The following is an 18,221-nucleotide window of genomic DNA, read 5'->3' as shown; positions in this document are numbered from 1 at the left end:
CCTGTTCCCGCGTGGTGGCCCGGAAATTCATCCCCCCTGTAGGAGCCGGCTTGCCGGCGATGGCGTATTCGAGACCGCTATCGCCGGCAAGCCGGGCTCCTACAGGATGAGTGTTACTTCTTCAGGTGTTCCTTGAGCTCCTGCGAAGCCTGCAGCATCGCCGAGCGCACCGCTGGCACCTGGCTCACCACGTTAAGCAAACCGTAGTCGTGGATCATGCCGTTGTAGCGAACCGAGGTCACCGGCACACCGGCCTCGTCCAGTTTACGGGCGTAGGCTTCGCCTTCGTCGCGCAGCACGTCGGCACCGGCGGTCTGTACCAGCGCTGGAGGCAATCCTTTCAACTGGGCGGTGGTCGCACGCAGGGGCGAGGCGTAGATCTCGTTACGCTGATTGGCGTCGGTGGTGTAGTTGTCCCAGAACCACTTCATCATGTTTTTGGTGAGGAAGTGCCCTTCGGCGAACTGGTTGTAGGACGCCGTTTCGAAGTTGGCATCAGTCACCGGCCACAACAGCACCTGGAACCTGATCGCCGGTGTGCCCTTGTCCTTGGCCATCAGCGCAACCACTGCCGCCATATTGCCGCCGACACTGTTGCCGGCTACCGCCAGGCGCTTGCCATCGACGTTGATCTCCTTACCATGCTCGGCCACCCATTGGGTTGCGGCGTAAGCCTGGTTGATCGCTACCGGGTAATGCGCTTCCGGCGACGGCGTGTAGTTCACGAAGACGGCCGCTGCACCCGAACCCGTCACCAGGTCACGCACCAGCCGCTCGTGGGTCGGGAAGTCCCCCAACACCCAGCCACCGCCGTGGAAGAACATGAACACGGGCAGCTCGCCCTTGACCCCGGCTGGCCGGACGATGGTCAGGCTGATCGGCTGGCCATCCACTTTGATGGTCTTCTGGCTGACATCGGCTTTTGGCAGCGTCAGCTTCACCCCGGCCTGCGCGCCTACCAGAACGCCGCGGGCCTCGGCGGGCGTCATTTGTTCCATCGGCTTGCCGGTACCGGCGTTCAGAACGTCGAGGAATGCCTGGGTGTTGTGTTCAACCCCGGTTCCTGCAGACGCGTTGCTGATGGACAAGGCAAGAAGGGTACCGGTCAAGACTTTGCTGAAAGTGTTCATGTTCGTTTCCTGTTCGGACCTGGGTAGTCAGCGCTTAGACGGTTACGTGCAGACGCACATCGACGTTGCCACGGGTGGCGTTGGAGTACGGGCAGACCTGGTGGGCCGCATCGACCAATGCTTGTGCGTCGGCCTGTTCAAGACCCGGCAGGCTGATGTGCAGGTCGATATCCAGACCGAAGCCGCCAGGGATCTGGCCGATGCCGACATGGGCGGTGATCGAAGCGTCGTTGGGAATGCTGCGCTTGGTCTGGCTGGCCACGAATTTCAGGGCGCCGATGAAGCAGGCGGAGTAACCGGCGGCGAACAGTTGCTCAGGGTTGGTGGCTGCACCGCCAGCACCGCCGAGTTCTTTCGGCGTCGCGAGCTTGACGTCGAGGATGTTGTCGCTGGAAACCGCACGACCGTCACGACCACCGGTGGAAGTTGCGATTGCGGTGTAGAGAGTTTGCATGGTGAAAGCCTCGTTCAGGGTTTTTATATTTGCGCTAAATGTTTGCGCGCTAAGTAATTGCGAGGTGAATGTATCGCGCAAATATTTAGCGCGCAAGATAAAACAAAATAATTTTGCCTGGACGGACGAACGGTTGAACAGGGTGGGCTGGAACTATCGAGTTAGAGCGACTGGAGGGTTTGAGAGGGGGGAGCACAGCACAAAACAACATTGGTTTTTTGGTGGTGTTGAAATTACAGACTGTCTTGCAGGTGGTGCCGCAGCGCTTGCAGCTCTGCTTGCAGGTTTTGCAGACGCTCCAGGGTCATCCCGCTGGTGCCGAGGATGCATTGAGGAATGTCCCGGGCCTTGTCGCGCAAGGCCCGGCCTTGTTCGGTGAGTTCGACGATTACCACCCGCTCATCCTCGCGGCTGCGGGTACGGCTGAGCAGGCCTTCGGCTTCCAGGCGCTTGAGCAGCGGCGTCAACGAGCCCGGATCGGTCAGCAATCGCGTGCTGATTTCACCTACGGTCAAACCATCCCGCTCCCACAACACCATCATCGCCAGGTATTGCGGGTAGGTCAGGCCCAGCGCTTGCAGCAAGGGTTTGTAGACCTTGGTCATCATCAGCGAAGTGGAATGCAGGGCGAAGCAGGCCTGGTTATCCAGCAGCAGGTTGTCGCAGTTGTCCGGGGTGTTGCGCTCGGTGGTCATGTTGAAGCCTTGATCTGTGATCTCTGGAATCTAGCGGGCGAATCTTTAATGCGCCAGATAATTTTGATCAGTGCCGTTGCAAATGGGTTTGCAGCAGCAGATCCCAGGGCGGCACCGGGCTGAAGCGGGTTTTCAGGTACTCCAGCAGTAAACGACTGCGAGAGTTGGGTTGTTGTTCCAGGCGCAAGGCATAGATGCCGGCGTTTTCCGGTTTCGGCAGGCCGCTGTCGCAGAACAGCGGCAGCAATTCACCGCGCAACAGGTACTCGCTGGCCAGCCAGGTCGGCAGGTGCGCGATACCCAGCCCGGCCAATGCGCCGCTTACCAGCGCCTCGGCATTGTTGGCGCTCATGCGGACCCGCGCCGGCCGGTGCAACTGCATTTGCCCGTCCTGCTCGAAGCGCCAGGCGAAGAGCGGGGCCAGGCCGTCCCAGTCGAGCCCGTCGTGTTCACTCAGTTGTGACGGATCGGTCGGTACGCCGCGTCGCCACAAATAATCGGGGCTGGCGCAGGCGACGCGCACGATGCTCGCCAGTGAAGTGGCCACCAACCGGGTGTCGGCCAATTGCCCGGCGCGCAGCACCAGGTCAACCTTGCCGAGGTTCTGGCCCTGCATGTCGACAAAGCTGTCGATCAGGTGCAGTTGCACATCGAGTCCCGGATAGAGCATGAGGAAGTCGGCAATCACCGGTGCCAAGTGCCGGCGCCCAAAGGCTGCTGGCGCATCGATACGGATCAGACCTTCCGGCGCGCTACTCAAAGACACTGCCTCGGCCCGGGCCAGGCGCAACTCGGCGACGATCCGCCGTGCTCGTTCGGCAAAGGCCAATCCCGCCGGGGTGGCGCGTACCGCATGAGTGCTGCGGATGAACAACTGACTGGCGACCGCGTTTTCCAGGTTGTCGATACGCCGTGCCACGGCAGAAGGGGTCAGCGGATGGCGGCGCGAGGCGGCGGAAAAACTGCCGGTTTCCAGCACGTCGAGAAACAAAACCAGTTGGTCGGTCAGTTGATTGGGGTTCATGGCGGGGTTTGTGCTTGTGCGAATTTGGCACAGCCATTGTGCGTTGCTGTGCGTTTCCGCGCCAGCAGCAACTGCGTAGGATCAAAGGCCTGACGGCAACGGGGAAAATGCAGTGATTGAGTTTTTGATGTATCTGGTGTTCGGCGCTGCCTTGGGCACGCTTGGCGGATTGTTTGGTATCGGCGGCGGCCTGATTGCCATTCCGCTGTTGGGTGTGCTGTTCGGGCTCGATCAGCAGATTGCCCAGGGCACGGCGTTGGTGATGGTGGTGCCGAATGTGATGCTGGCGCTGTGGCGCTACCATCAGCGCAACCGGATCGAACTGCGCCACGCGTTACCGCTGGCCGTCATGGGGTTCTGCTTCGCCTGGCTCGGATCGATCTGGGCGGTAGGCATCGATGCGCAAACCATGCGTATAGGCTTTGTCGCGTTTCTAATCGCACTGTCGATGTACAACCTTGTTCGCATGTTCGCCGCCAGTGCCCCGGCGGCCTCGCAGATGAACTACTCGTGGCCCTGGCTGGGCGTGCTTGGCGCTGCATCAGGCGTAGTGGGCGGGTTGTTCGGCGTGGGGGGCGCGGTGGTGGCGACACCGGTGCTGACCAGTCTGTTCGGCACCAGCCAGGTGGTTGCGCAGGGGTTGTCGTTGGCGCTGGCCTTGCCGAGCACGGGGGTGACGCTGGTGACTTATGCTGTGCACCATCAGGTCGACTGGGTGATCGGCTTGCCCTTGGCGGTCGGTGGGCTGATGAGCATCAGTTGGGGCGTGAAGGTTGCCCACGCATTGCCGGAGCGGCTGCTGCGCGGGCTGTTTTGCGGGTTCCTGGTGTTCTGTGCGGTGATGCTCGCCTTCAAAGTTTGAAACCTTCAATGATGTGTTCGGCCAGGCACTCAGTGATCGGTGACGGGTTATGCAGGTTGCGCACGAGCATGATGCTGGCCTCTGGCAGTAGCGGCAGATCTTCGGCCTCGCCGAGGATGCGCATGTCCGCGGTAATCAGGCTTTCAAGCTGCGCAGTGACCGCCAGCCCGGCGCTCACCACCGCCATGATTGCCGACAGGCTGTCGCTGTTGTACGCCACCCGGTAATCGCGCCCCTGGGCATCCAGGGCATTGCAGGCCCACTGGCGGCAGAAGCAATCACTGTTGAACATTGCCAGTGGCAGCGGCGTCTGCTCGTGGGCGCTGTAGCATTGCGCCTCGGCCCAGACGAAGCGCTCCTTGCGCAACAACTGGCCGATTTCGCTGCCCGGTTCGCGGGTCACGATGGACAGGTCCAGGTCCTGGCGCATCAACAGTTGTTTTGATGATTCGCAGTGCACTTCGATCTGGATCAGCGGGTAGGACTGGGCAAACCGCCGCAGGATCCCTGGCAGGAACCGCATCACATAATCGTCCGGGGTACCGATGCGCACCGAGCCGACCATATCGGGTTCGCGCAGGGTGTTGAACACTTCGCTGTGCAACTTGAGGATTCGCCGCGCATAGCCCAGCAATACCTGGCCTTCGGCCGTCAGTCGCACCTGCCGTCCGTCACGCTGAAACAACTGACGCTGCAGCACGTCTTCTTCCAGTCGCTTCATCTGCATGCTGACGGCTGACTGGGTGCGGTTGACCAGTTCGCCGGCGCGCGTAAAGCCGCCCTGGTCGGCGATGGCGACGAAGGTGCGCAGCACTTCGGTATCGATGCTCGGGTAGGCTGACATCCATCAATCTCCGAGATATGTGACATCAGAAACATTCGTTGGATTGATCTTAGACCCGGGACGAGACTGGAGCCATCCAAACGGAGGGCAACAAGATGAAAGGTCAACACGAGTTCCATGGCGCAGAAAAACACTCGATTCACCTGATATCCGATCTGCTGCACAAGGTCGGCCGCTGGTACGAACTGCATCGCGAGCGCGAACTGCTGGCGAGCTTGAGCGACGAAGCACTCAAGGACATCGGCATGAGCCGTGCGGATGTGGAGAACGAGTCGATCAAGCCGTTCTGGAGCGACCCGATGCATAAATGACCCAATTGATAAATGATGAATGCCACGCTACACAAACCCCTTACCGGTGAGGTAGGTTGCGAGCAGACAAGGAGATGCCCATGCCCGCAACGTTGTCCTTTACCCTCAAACAGGCTCGGCGTCTGGCGCTGTCCACCCAAGGGTTCAACGGGCGGCAGCCGCCAGCGACGATCAAGGCGGTTGCGCTCAACCGACTGATCGAACGGCTGGGCATTTTGCAGATCGATTCGGTCAATGCATTGGTGCGTTCGCACTACCTTCCGCTGTTTTCCCGCCTCGGTAACTACTCTTCCGGTTTGCTCGACCAGGCTGCCTGGAGTCAGGGCCGCCGACGAACATTATTTGAGTATTGGGGCCATGAAGCCTCGCTGCTTCCCCTTTCCATGTACCCGTTGATGCGTTGGCGCATGCAGCGTGCGAGTCGTGGCGAAGACATCTATCAGCAATTGGCGCGTTTTGGGCGTGAACAGCAAGACACGATTCGTCGGGTGCTGGCTTCGGTTGAGGAGCAGGGCGCGCTTGGCGCCGGGAGCTTGTCGACTCGTCAGGAGCGGGCCGGGCCTTGGTGGGACTGGAGCGCGGAAAAGCATGCGCTGGAGTGGTTGTTCGCTGCCGGCGAAGTGACCGTTGCCGGACGGCGCGGATTTGAAAGGCTCTACGATTTGCCGGAACGGGTGATTCCCTCCGCGATACTCGCACAGCCCGTCCTGTGTGAGGGCGACGCCCAGCGTGGCCTGTTGCGGCATGCTGCTACGGCCTTGGGTGTCGGTACGGAGAAGGACTTGCGTGACTATTTTCGCTTGAGCCCCGCGGACAGTCGTCCACGTTTGGCCGAGTTGGTCGAGGCCGGTGAATTACTGATCTGCGAAGTCCAGGGCTGGCGACAGCCGGCCTATTGTCTGCCTGAGCCTAAAGTGCCGCGCAAAGTCGCGGCCAGTGCCTTGCTCTCACCGTTCGATTCGCTGATCTGGGAGCGCAGCCGGACCGAGCGGCTGTTTGATTTCCGTTATCGGCTGGAGATCTACACGCCACAGGACAAGCGCGTTTACGGCTATTACGTCCTGCCGTTTTTGCACAACGAACGGATTGCCGCGCGGGTCGATCTGCGCGCCGAGCGGGCGACCGGCCGTTTGGCGGTGCATGCAGTGCATGAAGAAGAGACGGGGCTGGACGACGATGGGATGCTGGCGTTGGCGCTCAATCTGCGGCAGATGGCGGATTGGCTGGGGTTGGCGCAGGTACAGTTGAATTGCCCTAGGGCGAGTGCTGCGCGGTTGCGGGTGGCATTGGCGCAGATTGAGGGTGATTGAGCCTGCGATAGGCTTCATGCTATTTACCGCCGAACCTGCTTCAGTGTCTCGGCAATCAAAAACGCCAGCTCCAGCGACTGATCGGCATTCATCCGCGGGTCGCAATGGGTATGGTAGCGATCCGACAAGCCATCCTCGGTGATCGGTCGTGCACCACCGATGCACTCGGTCACGTTCTGCCCGGTCATCTCAATGTGAATGCCACCGGCATAACTGCCTTCGGCTTCGTGTACTTGGAAGAACTGCTTCACCTCGCCGAGAATCTGCGCGAAGTCGCGGGTCTTGTAGCCGCTGCTGGCCTTGATGGTGTTGCCGTGCATCGGGTCGGAACTCCACAGCACCTGCTTGCCTTCGCGCTGGACGGCACGGATCAGTTGCGGCAAGTGATCGCCGACCTTGTTCGCGCCCATCCGTGCGATCAGGTTCAGGCGGCCCGGGTCGTTGTCCGGATTGAGCACGTCAATCAGTCGAATCAGGTCGTCGGGGTTCATGCTCGGGCCAACCTTGACCCCGATCGGGTTGTTCACCCCACGCAGGAATTCGACGTGGGCGCCGTCGAGCTGGCGGGTGCGGTCGCCGATCCACAGCATGTGGGCCGAGCAGTCGTAGTAATCGTTGGTCAGGCTGTCGCGACGCACGAAAGCTTCTTCGTAGTTGAGCAGCAGCGCCTCGTGGGCGGTGAAGAAACTGGTTTCGCGTAGCTGCGGCGAACTGTCCATGCCGCAGGCGCGCATGAACGCCAGGGTTTCATCGATGCGATCGGCCAGGTGGCTGTATTTTTCCGCCAGCGCCGAGTTGGCAATGAAATCCAGGTTCCACTTGTGTACCTGATGCAGGTCGGCAAAACCGCCCTGGGCGAACGCGCGTAACAGGTTCAGGGTGGCAGTGGACTGGTGATAGGACTGCAGCAGGCGCTCCGGATCCGGCACGCGGCTTTTTTCGTCGAAACCGATGCCATTGACGATGTCGCCGCGGTAGGCGGGCAGGGTCACGCCATCGATGGTTTCGTCGTTGGCCGAGCGCGGCTTGGCGAACTGCCCGGCCATGCGCCCGACCTTGACCACCGGGCAACCGGCGGCAAAAGTCATCACGATCGCCATCTGCAGCAACACCTTGAAGGTGTCGCGGATTTTCGCGGCGGAGAATTCGGCGAAGCTTTCGGCGCAATCGCCACCCTGCAACAGAAACGCGCGGCCCTGGGTCACCTCGGCAAACTGACGGCGTAACTCCCGGGCTTCACCGGCAAACACCAGCGGCGGATAGCTGGCCAGGGTCTGCTCGACCTGCTGCAAATGCGCAGCGTCGGGGTATTGGGGTTGTTGCTGGATCGGCAGGGCGCGCCAGCTGTCAGGGCTCCAGGGTTGGCTCATCACGGTCTCTAGTGTTTTCGCTTGGACGTCCATGTTATCAGCAAATTAGTGCGTGACCTGTTCCCGTTGCTTCGTTGACAATCTCGCCTTTGCCGCTTTCTACACGCGGTGTTATTGCGTTGCCGGCCCCGGTGACGATCAGGAGATGAAATGACTGAGGAGCGCGTCGAGCATCTGCTCGCCGAGGTGCAGGACGAGTTCGGTGTGATTCGTGTGCTGGAAGTGGCCGATTACCGTTTTCTCGAGTTCGGTGATGCCATCGAGCAAAGCTGCGTGTTCACGGCCGATCCGAGCTGGCTCGAATACGACTACACCCGGGCGATGCTGATCGGTGCGCTGTGCCACGAGCAGCCGGAAAGTGCGCTGTTTCTCGGCCTCGGTGCCGGGACGCTGACCCAGGCCTGCCTCAAGTTCCTGCCGCTGGAAGATGTCGAAGCCATCGAGCTGCGCCCGGACGTACCGCGCCTGGCCATTGAGTACCTGGGGCTGGATGACGATCCGCGCCTGTACATCCGAGTTGGCGATGCGCTGGAGTTGCTGGACACCGCCGAATCGGCCGACCTGATTTTCGTCGACCTTTATACCGACGTCGGACCGGGAGTCGGGCATCTGGCCTGGAGTTTTCTGGAAAACTGCCAGAAGCGATTGAATCCAGGTGGCTGGCTGGTGATCAATCAGTGGGCTACCGACGATGGCAAACCCTTGGGCGCCGCGTTGTTGCGTGGTTTGTACCACCGACATTACTGGGAGCTGCCGGTGAAGGAGGGCAATGTGATTCTGATCGTGCCGTCGGAACTGGATCAAGAACTCGACATGGGCGCCCTGATCGCCCGCGCCGAAGCGCTGGCGCCGCGGTTGGGGTATTCGCTGGATTCCTTGATCAAGGCGATTCGCCCGGCTACCTGAGTTGTCTCTGATGGCCCCTTCGCGAGCAAGCTCGCACACAGGGACTTGTGGACACCGAAGACCCACTGTAGGAGCGAGCTTGCTCGCGATGGCTTTCTAACTGGCAATACAGGGTTAAATCCCTTTGAAAACCCCGGGCCGCCGCTCCACCATCGACCGCACACCCTCCTTGACATCCTCGCTAGCCATCAACTTCTTGACCAGCGACGGCAACGCCTGTGCCGCCGCAGTTTCCCCTTCATAGCGGGCCTGTCGCGCGGACATCAGCGTCGCCTGCACACCAAGCGGTGCCTGACGGGCGATCCGCTCGGCCAGTTCAATCGCCCGGGGCAGCAAGTCCTCGCTGGCCATGACCTCCTGCACTAGACCCAGATGCAAGGCGTCACGGGCGTCGAACTCATCACCGGTCAACAACCAGCGCATGGCATTACCCCAACCGGAAACCTGATGCAGGCGCAGGGTGGCGCCGCCGAACGGAAAGAGCCCGCGTTGCACTTCCATCTGCGCGAACCGGGTATTGCTGGCGCACAAGTTAATGTCGGCGGCCAGCATCAATTCGATGCCGACGGTCAGGCAATAGCCTTGGGCGGCGACGATCACCGGTTTGCTGACCCTGGGACCTGCGAACACTCCCCACGGATCACAGCCGCCGGGTGGAACCTGCCAGCCATCTGCCAGTGTGACGCTGGCATTGACCAGATCGAGTCCGGCGGTGAAGTGCTCGCCATGAGCGAACACCACCGCCACGCGCGCCTCGCTATCGGCCTCGAATTCGCCATAGGCCAGACTCAAGGCATTGATCAGGTCGAGATCGAAGGCATTGCGCTTGGCCACCCGATCCAGACCGATCATGAACACATGGCCATGCCGTTCGCGGCTGACTCGACTGGAGCAGGGCAGATTCATGGAGCGATCCTCGGGGGTGGGAAAGGCGTGCCAGACCGGCGGTCTGCACAGCAAAAGGTGAACCGTTTTAGCGCCGTCACCCGCAAGGCCGGGCCTTTGAAAAATAGACGGCTGATCGATTATTCGCAAAGCCTGTGACACAACGGTGTATCCGGTGGATTTCCGATAAAAAAAGCTCCCTTTTTGGGCGAATTCCGGTATAGTGCGCGCCGGCCTTTAACCGGGCCGCGTTTAGGTAGCGCAATTCCCCGAAGCCAGCTTCGGCTGCTCGTCCGCCCAGCGGACTCTTCCTTGACGATTCTTTTCATTCATTCGTTTTCGCAAATCCCCGCCGACAAAGCTGCCAGGGCGACTCTTGAGTCTCAACACGGCACGCGCAGCTTTGGAGCATGGGTCTTTGCGGATGCACTTAGAGGCAGACCCATGACCCAGGAATCCGGCGGCTTCGCCGCTTTTAATCTTAATCCGAATATTCTTGCAGCCGTCACCGCGACTGGCTACGAAGAGCCATCGGCTATTCAGCAGCAATCGATCCCGATCATCATGGCCGGTCACGACATGATTGGTCAGGCGCAAACCGGTACGGGTAAAACCGCTGCGTTCGCCCTGCCGATCCTGCATCGCATCGATCCTGCAAAGCGCGAACCGCAAGCCCTGATCCTGGCCCCAACTCGTGAGTTGGCGCTACAAGTTGCAACCGCTTTCGAAACTTATGCCAAGCAAATGCCGGGCGTAACTGTTGTGGCTGTCTACGGCGGCGCGCCGATGGGCCCACAGCTGAAAGCAATCCGTAATGGCGCACAGATCGTTGTCGCCACTCCGGGCCGTCTGTGCGACCACTTGCGTCGCGACGAAAAAGTACTGGCGACCGTGAACCACCTGGTTCTCGACGAAGCCGACGAAATGCTCAAGCTGGGCTTCATGGACGACCTGGAAGTTATCTTCAAGGCTCTGCCTGCAACCCGTCAGACCGTATTGTTCTCGGCCACCTTGCCGCAGTCGATCCGTGCCATTGCCGAACGCCACCTGCGCGATCCGCAACACGTGAAGATCCAGACCAAGACCCAGACCGTTACCGCGATCGAACAGGCTCACCTGTTGGTTCACGCTGACCAGAAGACCTCCGCCGTTCTCAGCTTGCTGGAAGTGGAAGATTTCGACGCCCTGATCATGTTCGTGCGCACCAAGCAAGCGACCCTGGATTTGGCCAGTGCCCTGGAAGCCAAAGGCTACAAAGCCGCCGCGCTGAACGGTGACATCGCCCAGAACCAGCGTGAGCGCGTGATCGACTCCCTCAAGGATGGCCGTCTGGACATCGTTGTGGCGACCGACGTTGCCGCTCGTGGCCTGGACGTTCCGCGCATCACTCACGTGTTCAACGTTGACATGCCGTACGACCCAGAGTCCTACGTTCACCGTATCGGCCGTACCGGCCGTGCCGGTCGCGAAGGTCGTGCACTGCTGCTGGTGACTCCGCGTGAGCGCCGCATGCTGCAAGTGATCGAGCGTGTAACCGGTCAAAAGGTTGCTGAAGTTCGCCTGCCGGACGCTCAAGCTGTTCTCGATGCGCGCATCAAGAAACTGACCAACAGCCTGTCGCCGCTGGTGGCCGATGCCGAATCGACCCATGGTGATCTGCTGGATCGCCTGACTGCCGACATCGGTTGCACCCCGCGTGCCCTGGCCGCAGCCCTTCTGCGCAAGGCAACCAACGCTCAAGCGCTGACCCTGGCTGCAATCGAGAAAGAACGTCCACTGGTGCCAAACAACGCACCGCGTGGCGATCGTCCAGAGCGTTCCGGTGATCGTCCTGAGCGTGGTGACCGTGAGCGTCGTGCTCCGATGCCACTGGGCGAAGGCCGTGCACGTTGCCGTACCGCGCTGGGCGCGCGTGACGGTATCGCTGCCAAGAACCTGCTGGGCGCCATCCTCAATGAAGGTGGTCTGGCACGTGAAGCGATCGGTCGCATCCAGGTGCGTGACAGCTTCAGCCTCGTCGAGCTGCCGGAAGATGGTCTTGAGAAGTTGCTGACCAAGCTGAAGGACACTCGCGTTGCTGGCAAACAGTTGAAGCTGCGTCGCTACCGCGAAGATTGATCCGCTCTCGGGCTGATTGATCGAACATAAAAAATCCCCGACTGGTTCGGGGATTTTTTTGCCTGCTGATTTGTGTTCGGCGTTTGAGTTGTGTCGCTGGCCTTCGCGAGCAAGTCGAAGGCCGCGACGCGGTCTGCCTGTCAGCCGAAGCGGTAGATGTCCATGCCCAGTGCGCCCATGGTGAACCCTTGGTGGGCAACGCTGAATTGCCCACCGGCAGCGCGGGCAAAGTACAGCGGCAACAAGTGTTCATCGCTGGGATGATTACGCACGGCATTCGGTGCTTGCGCGCGATAGTCATGCAGGGCGGCTTCGTCGTTCGCTGCGAGTTTCTCGATCATCCAGTCGCGAAACACCAGGGCCCAGGGCTCAACGCTCTCGGGGCCGGCATGCCAGTCGAGTTCCCGCAGGTTGTGAGTGATGCTGCCGGAGCCGATCAGCAAGGCGCCGTGCTCGCGCAGGCTGGCCAGTGCGTGGCCAACGCGGGTCTGCAGGGCAGGGCCGCCACGAGTCGGCAGAGATACCTGCACAATCGGGATATCCGCTTGCGGATACATCAATGACAACGGTACCCAGACGCCATGGTCGAAAGGCCGGTTGCTGTCGATACGGACAGGTAGGCCATCGTCTTTCAATAATTGGCAAACCTCTGCGGCGAGTCGTGGATCGCCGGGAGCCGGGTACTGGACCTCGAACAGGGCTTTGGGGAAACCACCGAAATCGTGCCAGGTTTCCGGTTGTGGATTTGCGCTGACCAACAGCTCATTGCTTTCCCAGTGCGCAGACACAATCACGATGGCCTTGGGCTTCGGGATCTCGGCGGCCAGGCGGGCGAGTGCGGGGCCGCTGGCGCCGGGTTCCAGGGCGAGCATGGGGGAGCCGTGGGATATGTACAGACTGGGGAACATGAATGAGCTCCTGAGAGTTAAGATGCAACATCTTCAGTCAGATCATTAATCTAAATCTAATATAAGTTTTAGGGTGTTTTGATCGAATTTTCGGGGTTATTTATGCAACCGGAGTTTTGGCACAAGAAGTGGGCGTCGAATCAGATCGGCTTTCACCTGCCGCAAGTGAACCCTCATCTGAAGCGGTTCTGGCCAGCGTTAAGCCTTGAAGAAGGCGCGCGCGTGTTGGTGCCGCTATGTGGAAAAAGCCTGGATTTGCTATGGCTCGCCCATCAAGACCATGAGGTCTTGGGAGTCGAACTGTCTGAAAAAGCTGTCGAGGAGTTTTTCAGCGAACATGGCTTTGATCCGGCCGTCAGCGAGCAGGGGCCGTTCAAGGTTTATCGGGCAGGTTCCATTGAGCTGTGGTGCGGCGATTTCTTCGAGCTGACGGCAGGCGATGTTGCCGATTGCTCCGCGCTTTATGATCGCGCCGCGTTGATCGCGCTGCCGGCGGAAATGCGAGAGCGCTATGCCGCCCATCTGAAGCGGATCCTGCCAAAGGAGTCCCTTGGACTGCTGATTACGCTGGACTATGAACAGTCGCAAATGCCCGGCCCGCCGTTTGCTGTACTCGATGATGAGGTTCGGCGGTTGTTCGGAGACTCATGGGCGCTGAAGATCCTGGAGGATCAGGATGTGTTGAATGAGAGCGGGAAGTTTCTGGAGGCGGGTGTAACGCGGCTTGAGGAGCGTGTGTATCGTGTTTCCAGTCGGTAGGGTCGGTTAGCTGCACTGGCCCCTTCGCGAGCAAGCTCCCACATTTGACCGCGATCCCCTGTGGGAGCGGGCTTGCACCGCGAAGAGGCCCTAAAAAACACCGAAACATTCCAGCAGACAAAAAAAAGGCCCGCATCACTGCGGGCCTTTTGATTTGCTGAGAAGCCTGTTAGCCCCGGCGACGAGCCAGAGCGTCGATGCGCTCTTCCAGTGGCGGGTGGCTCATGAACATGCGAGCGAACCCTTGCTTGATGCCACCGTTGATGCCGAAGGCGTTCAGGGTGTCGGGCATGTGCACCGGCAGGCCTTGTTCGGCCCGCAGGCGTTGCAGGGCGCCAATCATCGCGGCGGTGCCGGCCAGGTTTGCACCAGCTTCGTCGGCACGGAATTCGCGCTTGCGCGAGAACCACATGACGATGGAGCTGGCCAGGATGCCCAGAACCAGTTCCGCGAAAATGGTTGCCACGTAGTAGGCAATGCCCTGGCCTTCTTCGTTCTTGAAGATCACCTTGTCGACGAAATTGCCGATGATCCGTGCGAAGAACATCACGAAGGTGTTCACCACGCCCTGGATCAGTGCCAGGGTAACCATGTCGCCATTGGCCACGTGGCCGATTTCGTGGGCGAGAACGGCTTTCACTTCATCCGGCGAGAAACGCTCGAGCAGGCCCTGGCTCACGGCGACCAGCGCGTCGTTCTTGTTCCAGCCGGTGGCGAAGGCGTTCGCCTCGTAGGCCGGGAAGATACCGACTTCGGGCATCTTGATCCCGGCCTCGCGGGACAGTTGCTCGACGGTTTGCAGCAGCCATTGCTCGTGACGGGTACGTGGCTGGGTGATGATCTGGGTGCTGGTGCTCATCTTCGCCATCCACTTGGAGATGAACAGCGAGAACAGCGAACCGGCGAAACCAAAGACCGCACAGAAAATCAGCAGCTGATTGAGGTTGAGGTCAACCCCATTGGCCGCCATGAACCCGTTGAAGCCGAAAAGGCTCAGGGTGATGCTGGCAATCAGCACGACCGCCAGGTTAGTGGCCAAGAACAGCAGGATGCGCATCATGGTTGTAGAAATCTCCTCATGCTTAAGATGTAGCGTACTGCGGGGTATATAAGGTGCTGCACCGGGGTATTCAACCGGGTGACTATTTCAAACTGTGTCCTACGGCAACAGTCTAGCTGCTTGCAGGGCTTTTCCGACGAGTTTGCGGGAAGTGTTTGTCAGTCAAATCATGTCGAAGACCCCCGCCTTTGTTAGGCGCGAGCGGGCAAAGCGTCATCCAGCAGTGGGCAAAGCGGCTGCCAAGGGTGGAATGCAAACAAGTGTTGCCGGATGAATCACCGTGCGACGTGCAAGAGTGTCGCACGGTGACTGGCCGCTTACTGGCGGTAGGACTTGAGGAAGCCGCCGATGCGTCCGATGGCCATCTCCAGGTCATCGACACGTGGCAAGGTCACGACGCGGAAGTGGTCCGGCCATGGCCAGTTGAATGCGGTGCCTTGAACCACCAACAGCTTTTCGGAAAGCAGCAGGTCGAGGACGAACTTTTCGTCGTTGTGGATCGGGCAGACCTTGGGGTCGATCCGCGGGAATGCATACAGCGCGCCCATCGGCTTGACGCAGCTCACGCCCGGAATATCGTTGAGCAATTCCCAGGTGCGGTTGCGCTGTTCCAGCAAACGGCCCGGCGGCAGCACCAGGTCATTGATGCTCTGATAGCCGCCCAGGGCGGTCTGGATCGCGTGCTGGCTCGGTACGTTGGCGCACAGGCGCATGTTCGCCAGCATGTCGATGCCTTCGATGTAGCTCTGGGCATGGTGCTTCGGACCGGAAATGGCGATCCAGCCAGAACGGAAGCCGGCCACGCGATAGGACTTGGACAGGCCGTTGAAGGTCAGGCACAGCAGGTCCGGCGCCAGGGAGGCGGTGCAGATGTGTACGGCATCATCGTAGAGGATCTTGTCGTAGATCTCGTCGGAGAACACCACCAGATTGTGCTGGCGGGCCAGTTCCAGCATGCCCAGCAGCACTTCCTTCGAATACACCGCGCCGGTCGGGTTGTTCGGGTTGATGATCACCAGCGCCTTGGTGTTCGGAGTGATCTTGGCCTTGATGTCGGCCAGGTCCGGCCACCAGTTGGCTTGCTCGTCGCACAGGTAGTGCACCGGGTTGCCGCCGGACAGGCTCACGGCTGCTGTCCACAGCGGATAGTCAGGCGCAGGCACCAGCACTTCGTCGCCATTGTTGAGCAGGGCCTGCATCGACATCACGATCAGTTCGGAAACGCCGTTGCCCAGATAGATGTCTTCAATGCCGACGCCTTCTACCTGTTTTTGCTGGTAGTACTGCATCACGGCCTTGCGTGCACTGAACAGGCCTTTGGAGTCGCTATAGCCCTGGGCGGTCGGCAGGTTGCGGATCACGTCCTGGAGGATTTCATCCGGTGCTTCGAAACCAAAGGGCGCCGGGTTGCCGATGTTCAGCTTGAGGATGCGATGGCCTTCCTCTTCCAGGCGCTTGGCGTGCTTGAGCACCGGGCCGCGAATGTCGTAGCAGACGTTGGCGAGCTTGTTCGATTTGCTGACCTGCATGGCGATGTGTTCCCGAAAATGAACGATCCAGACGGCGTTTGGGCAACCGTGCTGGGAATCCTGCGTATTCACACAGGCCTGACGCCTTGAGATGCAGCACCCATATTTCCGTTTGAATGCGCGTGGTCTGGCTGCCAGACTGGCGTTTGACGAGGCGCAATCATACGTGCCGCCCGATCCGTGGAAAAGGTACAGATCGGGCTTTTTCAGCTGCTGAGGTGTGATGATGGAAAAGTTGGAAAAAACCCTGGAAGAATGGAAGGCGATGCTCGATCCAGAGCAGTACAACGTTTGTCGTCTCAAGGGCACCGAACGACCGTTTTCCGGCAAGTACAACGCCACCAAGACCGACGGTATCTACCACTGCATCTGCTGCAACGAGCCGCTGTTCGACTCAACGACCAAGTTCGATTCCGGCTGCGGCTGGCCGAGCTTCTATGCGCCGATCGGCGACAGCGCCATGACCGAAATCCGTGATATCAGCCATGGCATGATCCGCACCGAAGTGGTCTGCGCCAAATGCGATGCGCACCTGGGGCACGTATTTCCTGATGGTCCGCCGCCGACGGGCCTGCGTTATTGCATCAACTCGGTGTGCCTGGACCTGGTGCCCCGCTCGTAATGCGAGCCCTGTAGGAGCTGGCTTGCCAGCGAAGAGGCCCTAAAGTGCAGCGGTGCACCAAAGGACGCCATTGCCGGCAAGCCGGCTCCTACATCTATGGTTACCCCCTTTTCTGCAATACTGTATTTGATGCGTGTTTGGCTTGCTTTCATCTATCCGGCGTCTGAGTGGGGGTGTCGCCCCGCGCCTCGATGAGAATCGATGCCCAACGACCCTAATTAGTTGAACGGCCTTACAGCCGTGTAGGAGCCCAGGGTTGTCGTCAGGCCGGTTGGCCGTTCACGTCATCAGTTATCCAGCATCGCAAAACCAGGTGGGTGGTGCTCGGGTGACAGCGGGGTCAGGCGTTCATCGCGGCTGGCCCCGCATCGAATTCAGTGTGATGTGCGGCTATCGCCCAGGCGATTCTTGCCAGCTTGTTGGCCAGTGCGCAGACCACGAGATTGGAGTGATGGCGGGAAGCTAATAGTTGGCGGACCCAGTCCGCCAAGGCGCCTTTCTGTCGTTCCAGTTGTATCAAGTACACACGGGCGCACTGGATGAGCAGGCGCCTCTGATTTCGATCGCCGCGTTTACTGATGCCGAGCAACACGGTTTTATCGCCCGTACCGTGCTGTTTGGGTACCAGCCCGATCGACGCCGCATAGCCTCGGCCGCATTTGAACTGTTTGCCATCGCCCAACTCGGCAGCCAAGGCGCTGGAGGTGATCGGGCCGACACACGGCATGGTCATCAAACGAGCCGCCAGATCATCTTCAGCTGCTTGGCATTCCACCTCCTTGTCCAGCGCTTTGACCTTCCCATCCAGATAGTTGAAGTGCTCATGCAACCCCATCAGAATTTTTTTGATGGAGCCGGAAAATGAACTCATCTCAAGCAATGCTGGAAGCTCTTTGATGGATTTGAAGCCGGGAGCCAGGCTGATACCCACCTCCAGCAGGGCTGCGTGAATCCGATTGACGGTGGCGGTACGGTCTTTGATGAACGACTCACGAACCGAATTGAGCATCGCCAGCGCCTGCTGAGCCTGGGTTTTGGGGTGCACGAAGCGCATTGTGGGCCGGGTCGCCGCCTCGCAGATCGCTTCGGCATCAGCGAAGTCGTTTTTGTTGCTCTTCACGTAAGGGCGTACCAGATGTGGCGCAATAAGCTTGGGCGTATGCCCCAGCTTGGCGACTTCCTGCGCCATGAAATGGGCGCCGCCACAGGCTTCCATCACGACGGTGCAGGGTTCCAGTTTCGCCAGATATTGGGTGAGTGCTGCGCGCGTAAACTTTCTGCGGTGAACCTCGTGGCCGCGATCATCTTGAGCATGAAGATGAAAGGAATGTTTTCCGAGGTCGATGGCGGCAATAGCTACGTTGTTCATGGCAATGATCTCCGATGAGCCCTCTGTGAAAGCTTAGTGGGCGATCACAGGGGGCAGCGGGGGGG

The 18,221-nt window shown here is 59.8% G+C and carries 18 protein-coding genes; 7 read left to right on the top strand and 11 right to left on the bottom strand.

All coding sequences use genetic code 11. From position 1 onward, the window contains the following. Nucleotides 1-113: 113 nt before the first annotated feature. The 4 genes from B0D71_RS24105 to B0D71_RS24090 all read right to left on the bottom strand — a co-directional run bounded on the left by B0D71_RS24105 (nucleotide 114) and on the right by B0D71_RS24090 (nucleotide 3,303). A complete protein-coding gene (locus tag B0D71_RS24105) occupies nucleotides 114-1,130 on the bottom strand; it encodes an alpha/beta hydrolase (protein WP_103396943.1) in 1,017 nt (338 codons plus the stop codon). Between the two features lie 34 nt (nucleotides 1,131-1,164). Then, the gene (locus tag B0D71_RS24100; protein ID WP_046031808.1) at nucleotides 1,165-1,584 is read right to left on the bottom strand and encodes an organic hydroperoxide resistance protein; all 420 of its coding nucleotides are present in this window, start codon (nucleotides 1,582-1,584) and stop codon (nucleotides 1,165-1,167) included. Nucleotides 1,585-1,817: 233 nt separating this feature from the next. Continuing rightward, nucleotides 1,818-2,279, bottom strand: a complete 462-nt coding sequence (locus B0D71_RS24095; protein WP_103396942.1) for a MarR family winged helix-turn-helix transcriptional regulator — start codon at nucleotides 2,277-2,279, stop codon at nucleotides 1,818-1,820. Between the two features lie 67 nt (nucleotides 2,280-2,346). Continuing rightward, on the bottom strand, nucleotides 2,347-3,303 hold the full coding sequence (locus B0D71_RS24090) for a LysR family transcriptional regulator (protein WP_103396941.1): 957 nt from the start codon (nucleotides 3,301-3,303) through the stop codon (nucleotides 2,347-2,349). Between the two features lie 127 nt (nucleotides 3,304-3,430). Between B0D71_RS24090 and B0D71_RS24085 the strand changes: the two genes are divergently transcribed. Continuing rightward, the gene (locus tag B0D71_RS24085) at nucleotides 3,431-4,165 is read left to right on the top strand and encodes a sulfite exporter TauE/SafE family protein (protein ID WP_103396940.1); all 735 of its coding nucleotides are present in this window, start codon (nucleotides 3,431-3,433) and stop codon (nucleotides 4,163-4,165) included. Here B0D71_RS24085 and B0D71_RS24080 read toward each other — a convergent pair. Then, complete coding sequence (locus tag B0D71_RS24080; protein ID WP_103396939.1) at nucleotides 4,155-5,009, bottom strand: LysR substrate-binding domain-containing protein; 855 nt, start codon at nucleotides 5,007-5,009, stop codon at nucleotides 4,155-4,157. The two genes, B0D71_RS24085 and B0D71_RS24080, sit on opposite strands and share 11 nt — an antisense overlap. A 95-nt stretch (nucleotides 5,010-5,104) precedes the next feature. Between B0D71_RS24080 and B0D71_RS24075 the strand changes: the two genes are divergently transcribed. After that, complete coding sequence (locus B0D71_RS24075) at nucleotides 5,105-5,320, top strand: DUF1127 domain-containing protein (protein WP_007973532.1); 216 nt, start codon at nucleotides 5,105-5,107, stop codon at nucleotides 5,318-5,320. Between the two features lie 80 nt (nucleotides 5,321-5,400). Then, complete coding sequence (locus B0D71_RS24070) at nucleotides 5,401-6,630, top strand: winged helix-turn-helix domain-containing protein (protein WP_103396938.1); 1,230 nt, start codon at nucleotides 5,401-5,403, stop codon at nucleotides 6,628-6,630. A 23-nt stretch (nucleotides 6,631-6,653) separates the two neighbouring features. On the opposite strand, the gene B0D71_RS24065 is transcribed toward B0D71_RS24070, so the two are convergent. Then, nucleotides 6,654-8,000: a class II 3-deoxy-7-phosphoheptulonate synthase gene (locus tag B0D71_RS24065; RefSeq protein WP_008017196.1), complete on the bottom strand. Its 1,347-nt coding sequence runs from the start codon at nucleotides 7,998-8,000 to the stop codon at nucleotides 6,654-6,656. A 150-nt stretch (nucleotides 8,001-8,150) separates the two neighbouring features. On the opposite strand from B0D71_RS24065, the gene B0D71_RS24060 reads away from it, so the two are divergent. After that, complete coding sequence (locus B0D71_RS24060) at nucleotides 8,151-8,906, top strand: spermidine synthase (RefSeq protein ID WP_103396937.1); 756 nt, start codon at nucleotides 8,151-8,153, stop codon at nucleotides 8,904-8,906. 114 nt (nucleotides 8,907-9,020) lie between these two features. On the opposite strand, the gene B0D71_RS24055 is transcribed toward B0D71_RS24060, so the two are convergent. After that, nucleotides 9,021-9,812 (bottom strand): crotonase/enoyl-CoA hydratase family protein, encoded by a 792-nt coding sequence (locus B0D71_RS24055; RefSeq protein WP_103396936.1) that lies wholly within the window; start codon nucleotides 9,810-9,812, stop codon nucleotides 9,021-9,023. Nucleotides 9,813-10,235: 423 nt separating this feature from the next. Between B0D71_RS24055 and B0D71_RS24045 the strand changes: the two genes are divergently transcribed. Further along, on the top strand, nucleotides 10,236-11,909 hold the full coding sequence (locus B0D71_RS24045; RefSeq protein WP_103396935.1) for a DEAD/DEAH box helicase: 1,674 nt from the start codon (nucleotides 10,236-10,238) through the stop codon (nucleotides 11,907-11,909). A gap of 140 nt (nucleotides 11,910-12,049) precedes the next feature. Here B0D71_RS24045 and B0D71_RS24040 read toward each other — a convergent pair whose 3' ends face one another. Continuing rightward, on the bottom strand, nucleotides 12,050-12,817 hold the full coding sequence (locus B0D71_RS24040; protein ID WP_103396934.1) for a DODA-type extradiol aromatic ring-opening family dioxygenase: 768 nt from the start codon (nucleotides 12,815-12,817) through the stop codon (nucleotides 12,050-12,052). A gap of 102 nt (nucleotides 12,818-12,919) precedes the next feature. Here B0D71_RS24040 and B0D71_RS24035 point away from each other — a divergent pair, with 102 nt between their 5' ends. After that, nucleotides 12,920-13,576, top strand: coding sequence for a thiopurine S-methyltransferase (locus B0D71_RS24035; protein WP_103396933.1), 657 nt, complete (start codon nucleotides 12,920-12,922; stop codon nucleotides 13,574-13,576). A gap of 169 nt (nucleotides 13,577-13,745) precedes the next feature. On the opposite strand, the gene htpX is transcribed toward B0D71_RS24035, so the two are convergent. After that, nucleotides 13,746-14,636, bottom strand: a complete 891-nt coding sequence (gene htpX, locus B0D71_RS24030; protein ID WP_095061105.1) for a protease HtpX — start codon at nucleotides 14,634-14,636, stop codon at nucleotides 13,746-13,748. A 317-nt stretch (nucleotides 14,637-14,953) separates the two neighbouring features. Continuing rightward, nucleotides 14,954-16,165, bottom strand: a complete 1,212-nt coding sequence (locus tag B0D71_RS24025; RefSeq protein ID WP_008017190.1) for a pyridoxal phosphate-dependent aminotransferase — start codon at nucleotides 16,163-16,165, stop codon at nucleotides 14,954-14,956. Nucleotides 16,166-16,391: 226 nt separating this feature from the next. On the opposite strand from B0D71_RS24025, the gene msrB reads away from it, so the two are divergent. Then, on the top strand, nucleotides 16,392-16,787 hold the full coding sequence (msrB, locus tag B0D71_RS24020; protein WP_103397089.1) for a peptide-methionine (R)-S-oxide reductase MsrB: 396 nt from the start codon (nucleotides 16,392-16,394) through the stop codon (nucleotides 16,785-16,787). Between the two features lie 340 nt (nucleotides 16,788-17,127). On the opposite strand, the gene B0D71_RS24015 is transcribed toward msrB, so the two are convergent. Next, nucleotides 17,128-18,156 (bottom strand): IS110 family RNA-guided transposase, encoded by a 1,029-nt coding sequence (locus tag B0D71_RS24015; protein WP_103392895.1) that lies wholly within the window; start codon nucleotides 18,154-18,156, stop codon nucleotides 17,128-17,130. Between the last annotated feature and the right edge of the window lie 65 nt (nucleotides 18,157-18,221).

Origin of the sequence: Pseudomonas laurylsulfativorans, assembly GCF_002906155.1 — a bacterium.
In the GTDB taxonomy this organism is placed as follows: Bacteria; Pseudomonadota; Gammaproteobacteria; order Pseudomonadales; family Pseudomonadaceae; genus Aquipseudomonas; species Aquipseudomonas laurylsulfativorans.
This window is presented reverse-complemented; position numbering and strand designations above follow the sequence as displayed.

Excerpts from the sequence above, each read along its gene's own strand:
- B0D71_RS24105 (WP_103396943.1), bottom strand. The coding sequence starts at position 1,130 with ATGAACACTTTCAGCAAAGTCTTGACCGGTACCCTTCTTGCCTTGTCC.
- B0D71_RS24100 (WP_046031808.1), bottom strand. The coding sequence starts at position 1,584 with ATGCAAACTCTCTACACCGCAATCGCAACTTCCACCGGTGGTCGTGAC.
- B0D71_RS24095 (WP_103396942.1), bottom strand. The coding sequence starts at position 2,279 with ATGACCACCGAGCGCAACACCCCGGACAACTGCGACAACCTGCTGCTG.
- B0D71_RS24090 (WP_103396941.1), bottom strand. The coding sequence starts at position 3,303 with ATGAACCCCAATCAACTGACCGACCAACTGGTTTTGTTTCTCGACGTG.
- B0D71_RS24085 (WP_103396940.1), top strand. The coding sequence starts at position 3,431 with ATGTATCTGGTGTTCGGCGCTGCCTTGGGCACGCTTGGCGGATTGTTT.
- B0D71_RS24080 (WP_103396939.1), bottom strand. The coding sequence starts at position 5,009 with ATGTCAGCCTACCCGAGCATCGATACCGAAGTGCTGCGCACCTTCGTC.
- B0D71_RS24075 (WP_007973532.1), top strand. The coding sequence starts at position 5,105 with ATGAAAGGTCAACACGAGTTCCATGGCGCAGAAAAACACTCGATTCAC.
- B0D71_RS24070 (WP_103396938.1), top strand. The coding sequence starts at position 5,401 with ATGCCCGCAACGTTGTCCTTTACCCTCAAACAGGCTCGGCGTCTGGCG.
- B0D71_RS24065 (WP_008017196.1), bottom strand. The coding sequence starts at position 8,000 with ATGAGCCAACCCTGGAGCCCTGACAGCTGGCGCGCCCTGCCGATCCAG.
- B0D71_RS24060 (WP_103396937.1), top strand. The coding sequence starts at position 8,151 with ATGACTGAGGAGCGCGTCGAGCATCTGCTCGCCGAGGTGCAGGACGAG.
- B0D71_RS24055 (WP_103396936.1), bottom strand. The coding sequence starts at position 9,812 with ATGAATCTGCCCTGCTCCAGTCGAGTCAGCCGCGAACGGCATGGCCAT.
- B0D71_RS24045 (WP_103396935.1), top strand. The coding sequence starts at position 10,236 with ATGACCCAGGAATCCGGCGGCTTCGCCGCTTTTAATCTTAATCCGAAT.
- B0D71_RS24040 (WP_103396934.1), bottom strand. The coding sequence starts at position 12,817 with ATGTTCCCCAGTCTGTACATATCCCACGGCTCCCCCATGCTCGCCCTG.
- B0D71_RS24035 (WP_103396933.1), top strand. The coding sequence starts at position 12,920 with ATGCAACCGGAGTTTTGGCACAAGAAGTGGGCGTCGAATCAGATCGGC.
- htpX (WP_095061105.1), bottom strand. The coding sequence starts at position 14,636 with ATGATGCGCATCCTGCTGTTCTTGGCCACTAACCTGGCGGTCGTGCTG.
- B0D71_RS24025 (WP_008017190.1), bottom strand. The coding sequence starts at position 16,165 with ATGCAGGTCAGCAAATCGAACAAGCTCGCCAACGTCTGCTACGACATT.
- msrB (WP_103397089.1), top strand. The coding sequence starts at position 16,392 with ATGGAAAAGTTGGAAAAAACCCTGGAAGAATGGAAGGCGATGCTCGAT.
- B0D71_RS24015 (WP_103392895.1), bottom strand. The coding sequence starts at position 18,156 with ATGAACAACGTAGCTATTGCCGCCATCGACCTCGGAAAACATTCCTTT.